Annotated in this window: 16 protein-coding genes and 3 pseudogenes; 9 read left to right on the forward strand and 10 right to left on the reverse strand. The window is 64.3% G+C overall.

Translation table 11 applies throughout. The annotated features are described in order from the left end of the window. Positions 1-294 (forward strand): group II truncated hemoglobin (locus ACFQU0_RS18900; RefSeq protein WP_382203314.1); only part of this gene is annotated, 294 nt, incomplete at its 5' end. Between the two features lie 14 nt (positions 295-308). On the opposite strand, the pseudogene ACFQU0_RS18905 reads toward ACFQU0_RS18900, so the two are convergent. Together ACFQU0_RS18905 and ACFQU0_RS18910 are read right to left on the reverse strand one after the other, a co-directional pair. Continuing rightward, a pseudogene (locus tag ACFQU0_RS18905) lies at positions 309-431 on the reverse strand (polyketide cyclase); the annotation flags it as partial. A gap of 384 nt (positions 432-815) precedes the next feature. Next, positions 816-1,748 (reverse strand): winged helix-turn-helix transcriptional regulator, encoded by a 933-nt coding sequence (locus tag ACFQU0_RS18910; RefSeq protein ID WP_382203316.1) that lies wholly within the window; start codon positions 1,746-1,748, stop codon positions 816-818. A 127-nt stretch (positions 1,749-1,875) separates the two neighbouring features. Here ACFQU0_RS18910 and ACFQU0_RS18915 point away from each other — a divergent pair, with 127 nt between their 5' ends. The 6 genes from ACFQU0_RS18915 to ACFQU0_RS18940 are packed head-to-tail and all read left to right on the forward strand — an operon-like array spanning position 1,876 to position 8,475. Continuing rightward, on the forward strand, positions 1,876-3,072 hold the full coding sequence (locus ACFQU0_RS18915) for an acetyl-CoA C-acyltransferase (protein WP_382203318.1): 1,197 nt from the start codon (positions 1,876-1,878) through the stop codon (positions 3,070-3,072). Positions 3,073-3,093: 21 nt separating this feature from the next. Continuing rightward, entirely contained in the window at positions 3,094-4,569 is a 1,476-nt protein-coding gene (locus tag ACFQU0_RS18920) for a carotenoid oxygenase family protein (protein ID WP_382203320.1), read from the forward strand. After that, positions 4,566-5,408: an alpha/beta fold hydrolase gene (locus tag ACFQU0_RS18925; RefSeq protein ID WP_382203322.1), complete on the forward strand. Its 843-nt coding sequence runs from the start codon at positions 4,566-4,568 to the stop codon at positions 5,406-5,408. The genes ACFQU0_RS18920 and ACFQU0_RS18925 overlap by 4 nt, the downstream gene beginning before the upstream one ends. Beyond that, positions 5,405-6,403, forward strand: a complete 999-nt coding sequence (locus ACFQU0_RS18930) for a Bug family tripartite tricarboxylate transporter substrate binding protein (RefSeq protein WP_382203324.1) — start codon at positions 5,405-5,407, stop codon at positions 6,401-6,403. Before ACFQU0_RS18925 ends, ACFQU0_RS18930 begins: the two co-directional genes overlap by 4 nt. A 10-nt stretch (positions 6,404-6,413) precedes the next feature. After that, positions 6,414-7,652: a CaiB/BaiF CoA transferase family protein gene (locus ACFQU0_RS18935; RefSeq protein WP_382203327.1), complete on the forward strand. Its 1,239-nt coding sequence runs from the start codon at positions 6,414-6,416 to the stop codon at positions 7,650-7,652. 7 nt (positions 7,653-7,659) lie between these two features. Next, positions 7,660-8,475: an IclR family transcriptional regulator gene (locus ACFQU0_RS18940; RefSeq protein WP_382203329.1), complete on the forward strand. Its 816-nt coding sequence runs from the start codon at positions 7,660-7,662 to the stop codon at positions 8,473-8,475. A 9-nt stretch (positions 8,476-8,484) separates the two neighbouring features. Here ACFQU0_RS18940 and ACFQU0_RS18945 read toward each other — a convergent pair whose 3' ends face one another. The 3 genes from ACFQU0_RS18945 to ACFQU0_RS18955 are packed head-to-tail and all read right to left on the reverse strand — an operon-like array spanning position 8,485 to position 11,752. After that, the gene (locus ACFQU0_RS18945) at positions 8,485-9,993 is read right to left on the reverse strand and encodes an aldehyde dehydrogenase family protein (RefSeq protein WP_382203331.1); all 1,509 of its coding nucleotides are present in this window, start codon (positions 9,991-9,993) and stop codon (positions 8,485-8,487) included. Next, a complete protein-coding gene (locus ACFQU0_RS18950; RefSeq protein ID WP_382203333.1) occupies positions 9,990-10,778 on the reverse strand; it encodes an SDR family NAD(P)-dependent oxidoreductase in 789 nt (262 codons plus the stop codon). The genes ACFQU0_RS18945 and ACFQU0_RS18950 overlap by 4 nt, the downstream gene beginning before the upstream one ends. Next, a complete protein-coding gene (locus ACFQU0_RS18955) occupies positions 10,775-11,752 on the reverse strand; it encodes a Bug family tripartite tricarboxylate transporter substrate binding protein (RefSeq protein ID WP_382203335.1) in 978 nt (325 codons plus the stop codon). The genes ACFQU0_RS18950 and ACFQU0_RS18955 overlap by 4 nt, the downstream gene beginning before the upstream one ends. Positions 11,753-12,201: 449 nt before the next feature. Here ACFQU0_RS18955 and ACFQU0_RS18960 point away from each other — a divergent pair. After that, positions 12,202-12,323: pseudogene (locus ACFQU0_RS18960) on the forward strand (IS5/IS1182 family transposase); the annotation flags it as partial. 27 nt (positions 12,324-12,350) lie between these two features. On the opposite strand, the pseudogene ACFQU0_RS18965 reads toward ACFQU0_RS18960, so the two are convergent. After that, a pseudogene (locus ACFQU0_RS18965) lies at positions 12,351-12,473 on the reverse strand (IS630 family transposase); the annotation flags it as partial. Positions 12,474-12,523: 50 nt separating this feature from the next. Between ACFQU0_RS18965 and ACFQU0_RS18970 the strand changes: the two are divergent. Next, positions 12,524-12,937: a group II truncated hemoglobin gene (locus tag ACFQU0_RS18970; protein WP_382203337.1), complete on the forward strand. Its 414-nt coding sequence runs from the start codon at positions 12,524-12,526 to the stop codon at positions 12,935-12,937. Positions 12,938-12,951: 14 nt separating this feature from the next. On the opposite strand, the gene ACFQU0_RS18975 is transcribed toward ACFQU0_RS18970, so the two are convergent. The 4 genes from ACFQU0_RS18975 to radC all read right to left on the reverse strand — a co-directional run bounded on the left by ACFQU0_RS18975 (position 12,952) and on the right by radC (position 15,413). Then, entirely contained in the window at positions 12,952-13,398 is a 447-nt protein-coding gene (locus ACFQU0_RS18975; protein ID WP_382203339.1) for an SRPBCC family protein, read from the reverse strand. A 31-nt stretch (positions 13,399-13,429) separates the two neighbouring features. Further along, complete coding sequence (locus tag ACFQU0_RS18980; RefSeq protein WP_382203341.1) at positions 13,430-13,720, reverse strand: hypothetical protein; 291 nt, start codon at positions 13,718-13,720, stop codon at positions 13,430-13,432. Positions 13,721-14,042: 322 nt separating this feature from the next. Beyond that, on the reverse strand, positions 14,043-14,690 hold the full coding sequence (locus ACFQU0_RS18985) for a Smr/MutS family protein (RefSeq protein WP_382203343.1): 648 nt from the start codon (positions 14,688-14,690) through the stop codon (positions 14,043-14,045). Between the two features lie 33 nt (positions 14,691-14,723). Then, a complete protein-coding gene (gene radC / locus ACFQU0_RS18990) occupies positions 14,724-15,413 on the reverse strand; it encodes a RadC family protein (protein ID WP_382203345.1) in 690 nt (229 codons plus the stop codon). Between the last annotated feature and the right edge of the window lie 67 nt (positions 15,414-15,480).

The following is a 15,480-nucleotide window of genomic DNA, read 5'->3' on the forward strand; positions in this document are numbered from 1 at the left end:
ACCGCTTACCGCGAGCTGCGCGCCGTTCACGGCACCACGCTGGACGATGCGCGCGACAAGCTGTTCTGGTTTCTGTGCGGCTGGCTGGGTGGCCCCAACCACTACATCGAGCGTTTCGGCCACCCCCGTCTGCGCATGCGCCACATGCCGTTTGCCATCGGCATCCGGGAGCGCGACCAGTGGCTGGCGTGTATGGATCAGGCGATGGGTGAAACCGGGGTGCCCGCCGATTTGCGCGAGCGGTTGAAAACCAGCTTTTTCCAAACCGCCGACTGGATGCGCAACACGCCCTGAGGTGGCAACGGCGCTCAGTCCGGTATCGCCGGCTCCACCAGTTGCGCCAACTGTGCCAGCGATTCCTGCCAGCCCAGGTAACACATTGCCACCGGGATGGCATCGGGAATGCCGGCCTGCACGATGCTCAGCTCGGTGTTGACCCTGTCGCCGGATCTCGCAACACCTTGGGTCGACATTGTGACGATCCACGCAGCCGATTTGCGTATTTGACTCTGGCATGCTAACTAGCCAAGTTCCGAATACATGTTTCACGCCTGCATGGACGTAGCGCGACTTGAAGCCCCGGTAGTTGGCGGTAGTTGGCGGGAGTTGCGAGTGTGTTGCTGGGGAACCAGAAGTTGTGGCCAGCGTTGGATTCGTTGTTGACGTTTGCAAGTGCCGTTGAGAAAAATGTCCGTTTGGATAGGAAAAAGTTGAGCCAGGTGCACAACTTGAAGTTTGCTTAGCGACTGCGCCGACACGCACCTGCACTTGATGGCGGTTTGGCAGCAGATGAGTGAATGGATGGCTCCCGGCGCTCAGTCAAACCGGATGGTGTCCCGTTGCAGCACGTTGTTGCAGTGAGGGCACATCCATTGACCTCGGAGGGATTGACCACATGGGCGGTGTATGACCGTCAACGACGAAGCACTGTGCCGTTGCCAGTGGTCGCCCCACTGGATGAGTTCGATCGTGATTGGGTAGGTGGCAATCGCCGCGCGCGTCAGGTGGTACTCCAGTCGCGAGCCTGCGTAAGAGATGCCGCGCAGCATGCCCATGGACTGCAACTCTTCCAGTCGATCAGTCAGCGAGGCGGGCCAGATGCCGGTCGCAACCGACAGGGCAGAAAACGTTTTGTGCCCTTGAAGCGCCGCTGCAACGATCATGGCGTTCCAGCGGTCACCAAACAGGCGCAACAAAGTGGGCAGGCTGCCGCGATCGTCGCTGTGTGACTTTCGATACCGCCGGCGGGCCGGCAGCAGCGCGGCTGGTGCCGTGTGTTCATCTTCTTCTGTTGCCGGCGCTGCGAAGGTGTCGAACGGCGTGACAGGAGCTTGGCAGTGCGCGCAGGCGTAGATAGGATCGATCGGTTTTCCGCATTCCAGATGGATCAATCGGATGCGTGGACGGTCATGCGATGGCGCCGACGTGTCTGTGCCGGTACCCCAGTGCTGTTCCCATTGCCACATCGCCAGAAGTACGCTCCATAGCGCTAGGCCCGTTTCCGTCAGCCGGTACTCGGGATGGGCGCTTGGCGCCACGATTTTTTCTAGCAGGCCGTCGCGACACATGCGCTCCAGGCGGTCACTCAGTACAGCGCGCGAGACACCGAGCGCATGCATGTGATCACTGAACCGACGTGCGCCACGAAAACTGGTTCGCAGGATGCGCAAGACCCAGGCGTCCCCAAGGACCTCAATCGCTCGCGATGCACCGGACACGCGCAGAGCCGGGACGAATGCTTCAGGCATGGCGTCTCACTATCACAAAAAAATAGGTCTGTATATAATAGTTTCCAGCATGGGTGCAATGGGTGATTGTGTGCAAAATTGGTCTGTGTAAAGTAGTTTGTCAAAAATTTACAGACAAGGAAGCTGCATGGCGAATGCATTGATTATCGAGGCGCTGCGTACACCACGCGGTGCGGCCAAAAGCAGTGGGGCACTGCATTCGCTCACGCCCGTAGAGCTGCTGGCTGGACACCTCCGCACGCTGCGTGAACAGGTGGCGGTGGATCCCATGTTGGTGTCCGATGCCGTCTTTGGCTGTGTCACCCAGGTCGGTGAACAAGGCGGCAACATCGGCAAAGTCGCGTCTTTGTTGGGGGGCTGGAGTCCATACACATCGGCTGTCACCATCAACCGCTACTGTGCCTCTGGCCTGAGCGCGGTGCATTGGGCCGCTCAACAGGCGATGACGATGGACACGTTGTCGATAGGCGGTGGTGTAGAGATGATGTCTCGGGTGCCCATGCAAGGGGACAACGCGCCGCACTACACGGACGCCGAATTGTCCGAGGCCGTGGGTTTCGTTCCACCGCCCTGGACGTCGGACCTGGTGGCCACTCGCCACGGATTCACTCGCGAGCAGTGTGACGACTATGCCGCCTTGTCACAGGCTCGCGCCTGTGCAGCACGCGAAGAGGTACCCATGCCTTCCATGCGACCTGTGTCCGACTCGAATGGTCGTTTGCTCCTGGCGCATGACGAGAATCCACGTGCCGGCAGCACCAAAGAAAGGCTCGCTGAGCTCAAGGCCATCTTCAGTCGAGGCGCTGAAGCACTTGACGCCTGGGGCCTCGCCAACGAGCCTGGGCTGACCCATATCGAGCATGTGCATACCGCAGGCAACGCGCCTTGTATGGCGGACGGTGCTGCCGCTGTGTTGCTGGCGTCGCCAGCGGCGGCGGAGCGTGCGGGCTTGCGCCCACGGGCGCGGTTTGTTGCCATGGCCGATGCCTGCGTGCCTCTGGCGCAAACAGGTGCGGTCGACGCGACGCAGCGCGCCTTGGCACAAGCGGGATTGACGGTGGGTGACATTGACCTCTGGGAGGTGCGTGATTCGTTTGCTGCCATCACGCTGCACTACTTGCAAGCGCTGCAAATTCCCATTGATCGGTTCAATGTCAATGGCAGCTCGATTGCGTTGGGCCATCCACTGGGGGCGACGGGCGCCATGTTGATCAGCTGTCTGCTGGACGAAATGGACCGTCGTCAACTGCGTCTGGGCGTCGTGGCCATCACCGGCGCCACCGGGGTTGCAACTGCCAGTGTCATTGAACGACTCACCCATTGAACCGTCTCCAGGAGCAGAAACATGATTGAAATTCACTCGAAATACAAACTGAGCTGCCTGCCTTCAGATAACCCGTACCTGTCGGATGGCCACCAGCCGGTTGAGGTGGAATGGACAGCGGATACCACCTCGTTGGAGGTGATTGGCGACATCCCCAAAGACCTCAACGGCGTGTACCTGCGCAACGGCCACAACCAGATCCACGCGCCCCTGGGCAAGTACCACCCCTTCGACGGCGACGGCATGATCCACGGCATGCACTTTGCCCACGGCAAGGCAACCTACCGCAACCGCTTCATCCGCACCACCGGCTTTCTGGCGGAACAGGCGGCGGGCGAATCGCTGTGGCCAGGCATCATCGAGCCGCGCCGCGCGGTGCGCCGGGGCTGGGGCTCCATCGGCGCCATGAAGGACAACGCCGGCACCGACGTGAAGGTGCACGCCGGGCGCGCAGTGGCCGCCATGAGCCAGTGCAGCGAGCCCTACCGGCTGGACCCCGTGACCCTGGACACACTGGGCCCCGACCCCAGCTGGGCGCGGGCGCTGGGCGACCGCGGCATCTGTTCCCACTTCCAGGTGGACGAACACAGCCAGGAGATGATGTTCTTCAACTTCGCCGAGCGCGCACCCTACTTCAACTACGGTGTGGTCAACGCCCGCAACGAGCTGGTGCACTACGAGCCCATCGAACTGCCCCACGCCACCTGGCCACACGACCTGGGCATGAGCCAGCACTACTGCGTGATCCATGACCTCTCCATGTTCTTTGATCAGGAAGGTCTGAAAAAAGGTCAGCACCGATTGAAGTTCCACCGCGATGTGCCTGCGCGTTTTGGTGTCATCCCGCGATTTGGCAGCAGCCGCGACGTGAAGTGGTTCGAGGGTCAGCCCTGTTACATCCTGCACCTGGCCAATACCTACGAGGTGGGCGACGAACTGGTCATGGACGGCGCCATCCAGACCAACCCCGTGCCGGACCTCAGCGGCCTGCCCAAGGACGGCTACGCGCGCATGAACGCCTTGCTGTCCATGGACCTGCAGGAAACCCGTATGCACCGCTGGCGCTTCAACCTCAAGACCGGGCAGACCACCGAGGAAGATCTGGACGACGAGGTGACCGAGTTCTCCATGATCAGCGGCCGCTACAAGGGCCGCCCCAACCGCTACGTCTACAACGCCCTGATGCAGCCAAACTGGACTCTGGTCGGCCTCAAGAAATACGACTGGCTGACCGGCAACACGCAGCGTTGGCAGGCGCCCGAAGGCTGCTTTGTCAGCGAGACCCCGTTTGCCCCGCGCGACGGATCGACCGAAGAGGACGACGGCTACCTGGTCACTTTCCTGACCAACCTCAACACCCGTAAAGGCGAGTGCGCCATTTTTGATGCCCGCGACATCACCCGGGGCCCCATCTGCCGCATCGTGCTGCCCGGCCACATCCCCATGGGCGCCCACGCGGGCTGGACGCCCGCCGCCGCACTGAAGGAGCCAACATGACCACCTCCAACAACATCCCGCTGCCCGACCATTCGGTCACCCACCCCCACGGCCGCGCCAGTGGCACCACGGTCTTTGTGCTGCACGGTGCCTTCGGGGCCAAGGAGTACTGGCGCGCCCAGATCGACTGCCTGGTGCGGCACGGCCACCGCGTGGTGGCCTGGGACGCGCCCGGTTACGGCCTCTCACCCCTGCCCGCGGACTTCGGCATCGACCGCTGCGCCCAAAGCCTGGCCGCGCTGCTGCGCCACCAGAGCGGCGAGCGCAACGTGGTCATGGGCCACAGCATGGGCGGCATGATTGCCCAGCGCGCCTGGGCCCATGCGCCCGAGCTCATCCACGGCTACGTGCTGTCGGCCACCAGTGCCGCCTTCGGGCAGGCCGACGGCGACTGGCAGCGTGAGTTTGTGCGCCAGCGGGTGGCACCTCTGGACGCTGGCCGCTCCATCCCCGACTACGCCCCCGAGATGCTGCGCAGCATGATGGCGCCGGGCGCGGGCGGGCCCGTGGTGGACCTGCTGATCGCCACCGTCAGCCTCATGCGTGAGGACACGTTCCGTGCGGCCGTAGGCGCCATCGCCGGCTACGAAGGCCGCCAACTGCTCGCCGGCATGAACGTCCCCGCACTGTGTGTGGCGGGCGAGCTCGACCGCACCGCGCCCGCCGTGGTGATGCAGAAGATGGCCGCCAAGATGCCGCAGGCCCGCTTTCTTGAACTCAAAGGCCTGGGCCACTTTGGCTGGGCAGAAGATCCCGATCGTTTCAACGCCGCTCTGCTCGACTTCCTGTCCAGCAGCGGTTTTGGTCTCCCACCCCAAGCCCCAGGAGCTGTCGCATGAACCACCATCCCCTGAACCGACGCCACCTGCTGCAAATGGCTGCTGCCGGCGGCACCGCCGCGCTGTGGCCCCAAGCCCAGGCTCAGAGCGTCTGGCCGTCCAGAGCCATCACACTGATTGCACCCAACGCGCCGGGTGGCCCGGCCGACACCCTGGCGCGGGTGGTCACCACTTCCCTGTCACAGCAGCTGGGCACCTCTGTGGTGGTCGACAACAAGCCGGGCGCGGCCGGCAAGATTGGCATCCAGGCCATGCTGCGGGCGCCGCGCGACGGCCACGTGGTGGCTGTCACCTCGGTCACCGCCATGTCGGCACTGCCGGTGTTCGACCCGCAGGTGGGCTACCGCTCACCCGAGGACTTCGAGCCCCTGGTGCTGGCGGTCCGCACGCCCGCCGTCTGGTGTGTGCACCCCAGCCTGGGCGTAAAGAACCTGGCGCAACTCGTGGCGCTGGCCAAGTCCAAGCCCGGCGTGCTCAACTACGCCAGCTTTGGCACCAACAGCTCCTCGCACCTGGCGCAGGAGGACTTCTTCCGCCGCGTCGACATCCGCCTCACCCATGTGCCCTACAAGGGCGAAAGCGAGGGCATGACCGCGCTGCTGTCCAACCAGGTCCAGGTCATGATGATCTCGGGTGCGGCCAAGCCCCATGTGGAGGCTGGCAAACTGACCGCCCTGGCCACCACCTCGGCCGACACCTGGGAGGTGTTCCCCAAGCTGGTCACGGCCAGCCGCAGCGGTGTGCTGCAACTCGCCCATTACAGCTACGAGCCCTGGCTGGGCTTCTCCGCCGCAGCGGGCACGCCCGCCGAGACCGTGACGCGGCTGCAGAATGCCCTGCGCGACGCCTTGCGCACGCCCGAGGCACAGGCCACGCTGGGCAAGCTGGGTTACCGCGTGGTGGCCGGCAGTGCGCAGGACATGCGCAACGCCATCGAGCAGGACATGACGCTGTACCGGGTGCTGCTGCGTTCGGGTCGGGTCAGCGTGTCCTGAGGAGGCAGCGATGACCGCCGTGCTCGAAGGTGTGCGCGTCCTGGACCTGACACGGGTGATTGCCGGACCCTGGTGCACCCAGATCCTGGCGGATCTGGGTGCCGACGTGATCAAGATCGAAAAACCCGATGGCGGTGACGACACCCGCCGCGTGGGCCCCTTTGTGGGCGACCCCCAGCGCGGCGACTCCGCCTTTTTTCTGGGCGCCAACCGCGGCAAACGGTCGGTCACCGTGGACATCAGCCAGCCCGAAGGCCAGGCGCTGCTGCACGAGCTGCTGGGCCAGTGCGACGTGCTGGTCGAGAACTTCAAGGTTGGCGACCTGCGCCGCTACGGCCTGGACCACGCCAGCTTGTGCCAGCGCCACCCTGGGCTGATCTACTGCAGCGTCACTGGCTTTGGCCAGGACGGGCCCTACGCCACCCGCCCCGCCTACGACTCGGTGCTCCAGGCCATGTGTGGCCTCATGAGCACCTGTGGCCACCCCGACGATGCGCCGGGCGGTGGCCCGGTGCGTGCCGGCGCGCCCATCGCCGACATCTTCAGCGGCCTTTACGCCGCCATTGCGGTGTTGGCCGCCCTGATGCACAAACGCAGCACCGGCCAGGGCCAGTTCATCGACCTGGCCATGGTCGACGCGACCACGGCCGTCATGGGCCACCTGGCCCTGGGCTACCTGATGACGGGCGAGGTGCCCCAGCGCCAGGGCAACAACAATCCCATCACCGCGCCGTCCGAGGTGTTTCGCGCCAGCGATGGCTACTTCTCCATGTCGGCCGGCAACAACGGCCAATTCGCGGCCCTGCTCGAGGTCTTGGGCTTGTCCGCCACCCTCGCGCACGACCCGCGGTTTGTCAGCAACATCGAGCGCATAAAACACCGCCAGGCGCTGCACGCGCTGCTGGAAGCGGTGACGCTGACCCGGCCGGTGGCCGAGTGGATCGAACGCCTCTCAGCGCGCACCGTGCCCTGTGCGGCGATCAACGACATGCGGCAGGTGTTCGCCGACCCGCAGGTGCGCCACCGTGACCTGCGGCTGGACGTGCCCCACGGCAGCGGCCAGACCGTGCCCACGCTGCGCAGCCCCTTGCGCATGTCGGTCACGACCATACGCCACGGCACTCCGCCGATGCTCGGTGAGCACACCGATGCCGTGTTGGGGGAGCTGCTGGGGCTGTCGGCTGAGCGCCTGCAGGCCTTGCGCGAAAGTCATGTGACAACCGCCTCTCTCGTCGCGAATGGACGCTGAGGCTGGCATGCATGCGGTGCAAGTGATCGGTCGGGTGGAGGCGGTCGATCGCAGCGTGCAGGACGGCGCCGAGCTGGTCAGTACGCTGGCCAAAGGCCTGGACGTGTTGGCTGTACTGGCCGGTGGCGAACTGCTGGGAAACCTGCAGATTGCACAGCGTGTGGGACTGAGCAAGGCCACGGCGTCCCGGTTGTGCACGACCATGGCAGCGCTGGGTTATTTGCGACTGGACGAAAGAACACGCAAATATGCGATGGGCGCGCGGCTGCTGGCCATGGGGGCGACCGTTCAGCACCGATGTGGGTTGCTGCGGTTGGCCAAGCCCCTCATGATTTCGCTCGCACGTGACACCGGCATGGTGGTCGGCATGGGCGCCCGTGAGCGTCTCGGCATGGTCTGTCTGGATGTGGCGAATGACGAAGGTGTCAGCGTCGGTACATCGAGCGTCGGATCGGTGTTGCCCATGGCTGATACGGCGATGGGGCTCGCGTATTTGGCCCACGCTGGCGTGGCCGAACGCATTTCCGTGCTGCGGCAGCTGCAGGTTGCCTACGGTCGGGACTGGAAAGCGGTGCGTGAACGCATCGAAGAAGCCATGACGCAGTACCGCCGCCAAGGCTATGTGATTCGACACCGATCGTGCGAAGCGGGCGTCACAGCTGTCGCAGCGGCGATCGAACTGCCGGGTCACCTGGGCGTGGTGGCGTTCACCTGCGCCACCGAAGCCAATAGTCCGGAAGTGACAGCGCGCCTACAGCGGGCAGGGGCTGGGCTGCTCGACATGGCAGCCGCCCTGCTACGCGGTGCTGTACCCGGACGTTGACGGGAAGGCTCAGACGCCAGGCACTGCCGGTTCAACACCCAGCCGTACGACTGGAGCGGTTCGCAAGGCCACTGTCACCGTTTTTTCCTCGGTATAGAAATGGCGCATGCCGTCGATGCCCTCGCGACCGACGCCCGATTGTTTGTAGCCGCCAAATGGAAAGCGGGTGTCCAATGTCATGTTCGTGTTGGTGAGCACCACGCCCGCTTCCAGGCGCTGTGCAGCGAGCAGCGACTGGGCCAGATCCTGCGTCCACACATAGGCCACCAGGCCAAAGTCTGATTCATTGGCAATGTGGATGGCCTCTTCAAAATCATCGAACACCTCGACGGTTGCGACTGGTCCGAAGACTTCGCGTTGGCAAATCGACAGACGGTTGTGGGGCGTCAGCAGCGCGGTCGGTGCCAGGTAGTAGCCGCGCTGAAGGTGTGCCGGACGATCGCCTCCAGTCAACAGCTGTGCGCCATCGGCCACCGCCTGCCGCACATGCTCCAGCACACGTGCGTGGTGTGCGGCGTTGGCCAATGGGCCAATGTCGGTGTGATCGTCCAGGGGATCGCCTACGCGGATGCGGCGGGCGCGTTGCACAAAGGCATCCATGAAATTTTGGGCGATGCGTCGATCCAGCAGGATGCGTGAACCCGCAAAACACTGCTGGCCGTTGTTGCTGAAAATGCCGGCCAAGGCACCGTCCAGGGCAGCGTCCAGGTTGGCACTGGCGGTCACGATGTTGGCGGATTTCCCACCGAGCTCCAGGTCGACGCGCTTGAGGCCGGGCCCAGCGGCGGTGGCGATGGCCCGTCCCGTCTCGGTGCCTCCGGTGAACGACACCACACGCACATCGGGATGGCGCACGAGTGCGTCACCCGTGGTGTGTCCGCGACCGTGTACGAGGTTGGCGACGCCCGGCGGAAGCCCGGCCTCTTGCAGCAGGTCCATGAATCGGGACACCGCCAGTGGCGTGGTTTCAGCGGTCTTGATCACACAGCAGTTGCCGAAGGCGAGTGCTGCCGCGATCTTGGTGGAGGCCAGCGCCAGCGGTGCATTCCAGGGCGAGATCAACGCGGCGACACCTGCCGGTTCCCGCACCACATAACGCAGGTAGGCACCGTCCTGGATGCCCGCCTTCTCGACGTTCTGAGACATCCAGTCTGCAAAAAACTCGAAGTTGCGCGCAACGCGTGGCATCTGGCCATCGCGCACGTACCACAGCGGCAAACCGGTGTTGAGCGACTCCAGCCAGGCCAGTTCATGCAGGTGCTGCAGGGTGAGTTCGGCAATGCGCCGAAACAGCTTTTGGCGTTGTGCCACCGGCATGTGCCGCCATTCGCCGAGCGCGTGGGCGCGGCGGGCGGCTGCCACCGCTTGTGCCACCTGCGCTGCATCGGATTCTGCGACCTCGGCAATCTGGGTCTCGGTGGCGGGATTGACCACGGGCAGCATCGTGCCGACCGGTGGCTGCCATTGGCCGTCGATGAAGCTGCCGAAATGGGTGGGAAATTCGTAGGTTGTGCTCATGCCATGTGGCTCCCGCCGTTGACGTGGATGGTCTGACCATGGAGGTAGCTGGCGGCCGGGCTGAGCAGGAACAGCAGCGGCGCGGCAATGTCATCGGGTTGACCCAACCGTTTCAGGGGGACGGTCTCCTTGAAGCGGGCCACATCCAGGCCCGTCGTTTTGTGGGGTCTGCCGGTGCCGCCTTGCAAGAAGGGCGTCTCGATGGCGCCTGGCGCCAGACCGTTCACACGCACGCTGGGGGCCCACTCGGTGGCCAGCGCGCGCACCAGGTTGATGACGCCGGCTTTGGATGTGGCGTAGGGCGCGTAGCCGCTCAGCGGAACGGCCACACCAAAGGTCGACGAGACGAGCACCACGGCCGGTCCGTGGCCCAGGGCGGCAGAAGCCTGAAGCAGCGGCGCCGCCGCACGTGCGACCAGGAACATGCCTCGCAGGTCGGTGTTGACAATGTCGTCCCATTCCTGGGTGGGCATGTCGGCCACTGCGATGCGCTCCCCGGTGTACCCAACAAGGTTGACCAGGCCGTCGATGTGACCCCAACTGAGGCCAATCTGCGCGAAGGCACGCTGCACGTCTGTCTCTTTCGACACGTCGCAGGCCAGTGTATTGACGCTTTCCAGCGGATGGGACTTGTCGATGGCGCTTTGGGTGTCCAGCGCCGTCACACGGATGCCCACCGCCTGAGCGGCACGAACGAGGGCTCGCCCGATGCCACCAAGCGCGCCCAGCACCACCAGGTGGTATCCCGGTGGCGGCACGAAAGCGGGGAACTGCGTTGGGCTCATTGGGTGGCTCCCACTTCGGTCTGGGCTTTGTCCCAGAAGGAAATGTCGGCCGCCATTTGAGCCTTCAGCGCCTGGGGTGACATGTCCAACCAGGCCTGGTTCGGTTGCGCCCTCAACGTCCGCAGTGTGTCCTCATCCTGCAGCAACTTGCGCGAGACCTCTTGCAGTCGTTTCAGCACTGTGGCCGGTGTGCGGGCTGACGCAAACACCACCACACCATCGGTCCAATCGACGTCCAGGAAGCCCAGTTCCCGCATTGTGGGCAGTTGGGGTATGAACTCGATGCGCTGTGCACTGAAAACGCCCAGTAACTTGATTTTTCCGGTCTTTTCGTTTTCGCGTGCAGCCGCCATCGACAGCACGCCCATTTGAATCTGGCCTCCCAGGAGGTCGGCTAACATGGGCGCTTCGCCGCGGTACGACACCGCGACGGCGTCACGTGCCTTCAGTTGCTTGGCAACGCGGTGTTGCCCAATGTGTGTGGTCGTCATCGGACCGTAGGTGCCATACGACAGGCGTTGCGTTTGTGCAAATTGTTCCAGTTGCTTGAGGCTGGTGATCTGACTCTCTGCCGAGGCAGCCAGTACCAGCGGAGCAAGGGTCATGGGCAACACGGGCACGAAGTCCTCCAGCGCGTTGTAGCTGGTCTTGATCGCCGGATTGCGGTTGGTGAACACCGAATAGGGGGTAATCAACAGTGTGTGGCCATCCGCCGGAGCCTTCGCCACAAACTCTGCGCCAATGGTTCCAGCCGCTCCGCCTTTGTTGTCCACCACGACGGGCGTGGAGAGCAGCTCGGCGAGTTTTCTGGCGTACACGCGACCCAGCAAATCAGCGTTGCCGCCCGCGGGGAAGTTCACGACCAACTTGATGGGACCAGCCGGGAAACGATCATTTTGTGCATGCGCCAACGGTATTGAACAAATCATGGCCCATAGGGCCGAGGCGCACACTAGAGAGCGGCGATAGAACATGGGTCATTCCTTAACGTAGTTGATGGGAAAGCGGATTCTTGCCAGGCACCCACAGTCACACGACCGTTCTGTGGGGCGCGTTTCGTTTCATGGAACGACCAGGGGAAATTCCTGTGTTGTGCCTACCGACGCACTTTTTTTCCAACAACCAGTGCGGATCAAAATCGGTCTCGGTCGCTGAGGGGCAAGTTGGCGTTTGCGCCCGACACCGCCCACCGCGGAGCGCTAGGTTTGCACCCACCCGAGTCAGTTTGTGGCTAGCTACCTGTCGCGGTTTGGCGAACAGCCCACAACAACGCGTCAGCGGCCACGGCACTGAGTGGCCCCTGCGGCGATCAAGCGTTCCCGGGACGGTGAGCAGGCCGTTGAAATTCCACGGCGTAAACACTGTTTGCCGAGCCGACTGGCGCTGATAATTTTGGGTATCGAGGTACAGCAAGGAGTGGCCGATGCGCACAGAAAACGGTCTGCACGAAGTTTTGTTCACTGTCGCCAAACTCGAAGACTTCGTGCCAGTCGATCACCCGTTGCGCGCCTCCGACTGGTGGTCAATGAAGCGCTGAGTCGCCTTATTGAATACGGCATCATGGAACTTGAATCAACCGGCATAGCGAACCGGAGCATGCTCGAAGTATTTGCGAATCCGCTCAGGATGGCGTTGCACGCTGCGCATATGGCACGCCGTGACCTTGACCAGTTGTAGCTTCGTGCGCGCCTGCGCAGCGTGCTGCGCACCCCGGTGGTGGAGACCCTGCGCAAGGCGCCAACTTGATGAACACCGAGAACCCTTCTTCCAACGCGGCAGCCGCGACCACACCGTTCGAGTGGGTGGGCGGCGAGACGCGTGTGCGTGCCCTGGTGGACCGCTTCTACGACCTCATGGACCTGGAGCCCGCTTACCGCGAGCTGCGCGCCGTGCACGGCACCACGCTGGACGATGCGCGCGACAAGCTGTTCTGGTTTCTGTGCGGCTGGCTGGGTGGCCCCAACCACTACATCGAGCGTTTCGGCCACCCCCGTCTGCGCATGCGCCACATGCCGTTTGCCATCGGCATCCGGGAGCGCGACCAGTGGCTGGCGTGTATGGATCAGGCGATGGGTGAAACCGGGGTGCCCGCCGATTTGCGCGAGCGGTTGAAAACCAGCTTTTTCCAAACCGCCGACTGGATGCGCAACACGCCCTGAGGTGGCAGCGGCGCTCAGTCCGGTATCGCCGGTTCCACCAGTTGCGCCAACTGCGCCAGCGATTCCTGCCAGCCGAGGTAACACATCGCCACCGGGATGGCATCGGGAATGCCGGCCTGCACGATGCTCAGCTCGGTGCCACACAACACCGGCCTCAGCGTGACCGTCACCTCCAATGTGCCCGGCAGGTGGGGGTCGTCAAAACGGTCGGTGTAGCGCAGCTTCTCGTTTGGCACCAATTCCAGGTACTCACCGCCAAACGAATGCCCGTGGCCGGTGCTGAAGTTGCGAAACGACATGCGGTGTGTGCCGCCCACCCGCGCGTCCAGTTGGTGCACCTGGCAGGTGAAGCCGAAGGGCGGCAGCCACTTGGCCACGGCATCAGCTTCCAGGACGGCGCGGTACACGCGCTCGGGTGGGGCGCGCAAAACACGGTGCAGTTGAACGGTGCCAGTGGCCATGGTGAACGCCTTGGGTTGTGAAGATATGTCTCTACGACGGATCAGGGCCGGTGGAATCGACAGGGGTCGGCGCCGCCTGGCTGAATCGGTGCCACACGTTGTGTGCCGCCCACAGCGGCAACACCAGCACCAGCAACCATCCCAGCCCCAAGACCACTGCCTCCAGCCAGCCCGGCAAGAGGCCCGCGTGGGGGCCTGCGACCACGAGCACCAGCGCCCCGCAAGCCATCGCCACGAACACGAGCGTTGCCAGGTAGGCGACCAACGTCAGCGCCCAACGCGCCGCCGTGCCCTTCAGACCCTTGGCGGGGCGAACGCGCATGGTCTCAAGCAAGGAACAGCGGCATGCTCCCCGGCGGCGGCAGGCCCAGCGCCGGGGACACCCTTGCGCGCAGGTCGAACAGCGAACCAGGCATGGCAGGACTCCGTTGAGGGGGTGATGTTCACCATGGTACGCCCGCGCCTTCCGCGCTCAAAGTCACCTGCGCGGCCATGCCTCCAGCGGTGGCGATGGGCTTATGCAAAGGGGGCCACCGTTGGAGCAACCTGCCTCTTTGCCGTCTCGCACGACAGGCTCGGGCAATGGGTGGGCCTCAGCGAAGGTACGGAACGACACGACGATGGGCGGCGGCATGGTGACTCGATCACACGCGGGGCCGCCCTGGCCTCAACAACACCACCAACGCTCCCGCCCCGCCATCCAACGGCCGCGCCTGCACAAAGGCCATCACCTCGTTTTTCTGTATCAGCCAGCTGTGCACCCGGCCTTTGAGCACGGGCATGCGGCCGGGCGACCCCAGGCCTTTGCCGTGCACCACGCGCACGCAGCGCAGGCCGGCTTTGTGGGCTTCGCGGATGAACTGGCCCAGGGCTTCGCGGGCGTCTTCGCGGCGCAGGCCGTGCAGGTCGATCTGGCGTTGGATGCTCCAGGTGCCGGCGCGCAGGCGGCGCACCACGTCCACACCCATGCCAGGGCGACGAAAGCTGAGGTGGTCGTCGGTGTGCAGCAGGGTTTCGGCGTCGAACTCGTCGGACAGGGCCTCCTGCATCACGGCCTGCTCGTCGCGCTCGCGCTGCAGAGGCAAGGGCAGGGCGGGTTGGGGGCGCAGGTGTTTGTGGCCGCTGCTGCGCAGGGGTTTGACCGGGCCCACCGCGTTGGCAAACAGGTTTTTGCCCGCCAGGCGCTCGCGCTCGGCCGCCAGCCGGGCGGCTTCCTGCGCGGCCCGGGCCTGGCGCTGTGCCTGCAGCTGTTTTTGCAGTTGTTTGAGTTCGGACAGCCCGTGCACTTTCATGCCGGGTATTGTCGGCGCGCCGGGTGGGGCGCGTCAGACCAGGCCCATTTCGGCCATGGACCGCCAACCGCTGGTGCACACCACCATGTGGTCGAGCACACGCACATCCACCAGGGCAAGGGCGCTTTTGAGGTGTTGTGTGAGCATTTCGTCGGCCTTGGACGGTTCTGCCACGCCGCTGGGGTGGTTGTGGGCCAGCACCACGGCGGCAGCGTGGTGGTGCAGGGCGCGCAACACCACCTCGCGCGGGTACACGCTGGTCTGGCTCAAAGTGCCCCGGAACATTTCTTCGAGCACGATGAGGCGGTGCTGGCTGTCCAGGAACAGCACCGCAAACACCTCGTGTGGCTTGGCGCCCAGTTGCAATTGCAGGTAGTGGCCCACGGCTTGGGGCGAATCGAACACCGGCTGCTGGCGCAGTTGCTCGCTCAAGGCGCGGCGCGCGAGTTCAAGAACGGCCACCAGTTCGGCGCGTTTGGCCGGGCCCAGGCCTTTGATGCTTTTGAGCGCGTCGGCCGGGGTGTGCAGCAGGCCGGCCACGCCGCCGAAGCGGTCCACCAGTTCTTGCGCCAGCAGCAGCACGTTTTTGCCGGGCAGGCCGGTGCGCAGCAGCAGGGCCAGCAGCTCGGCGTCGCTCAAGGCGCCGGGGCCGCGCGCCAGCAGTTTTTCGCGCGGGCGTGCCTCGTGTGGCAGCGCGTGCAGCGTGGCTTGGCCTGGTGTCATGGACCTCTCCCTCCCGTTTTTTACAATACGAGTTTATTCAGCGGCCGCCGGCCGCGGCCGCGTTCAT

It is taken from the genome of Hydrogenophaga defluvii (assembly GCF_042665235.1).
In the GTDB taxonomy this organism is placed as follows: domain Bacteria; phylum Pseudomonadota; class Gammaproteobacteria; order Burkholderiales; family Burkholderiaceae_C; genus Hydrogenophaga; species Hydrogenophaga defluvii_A.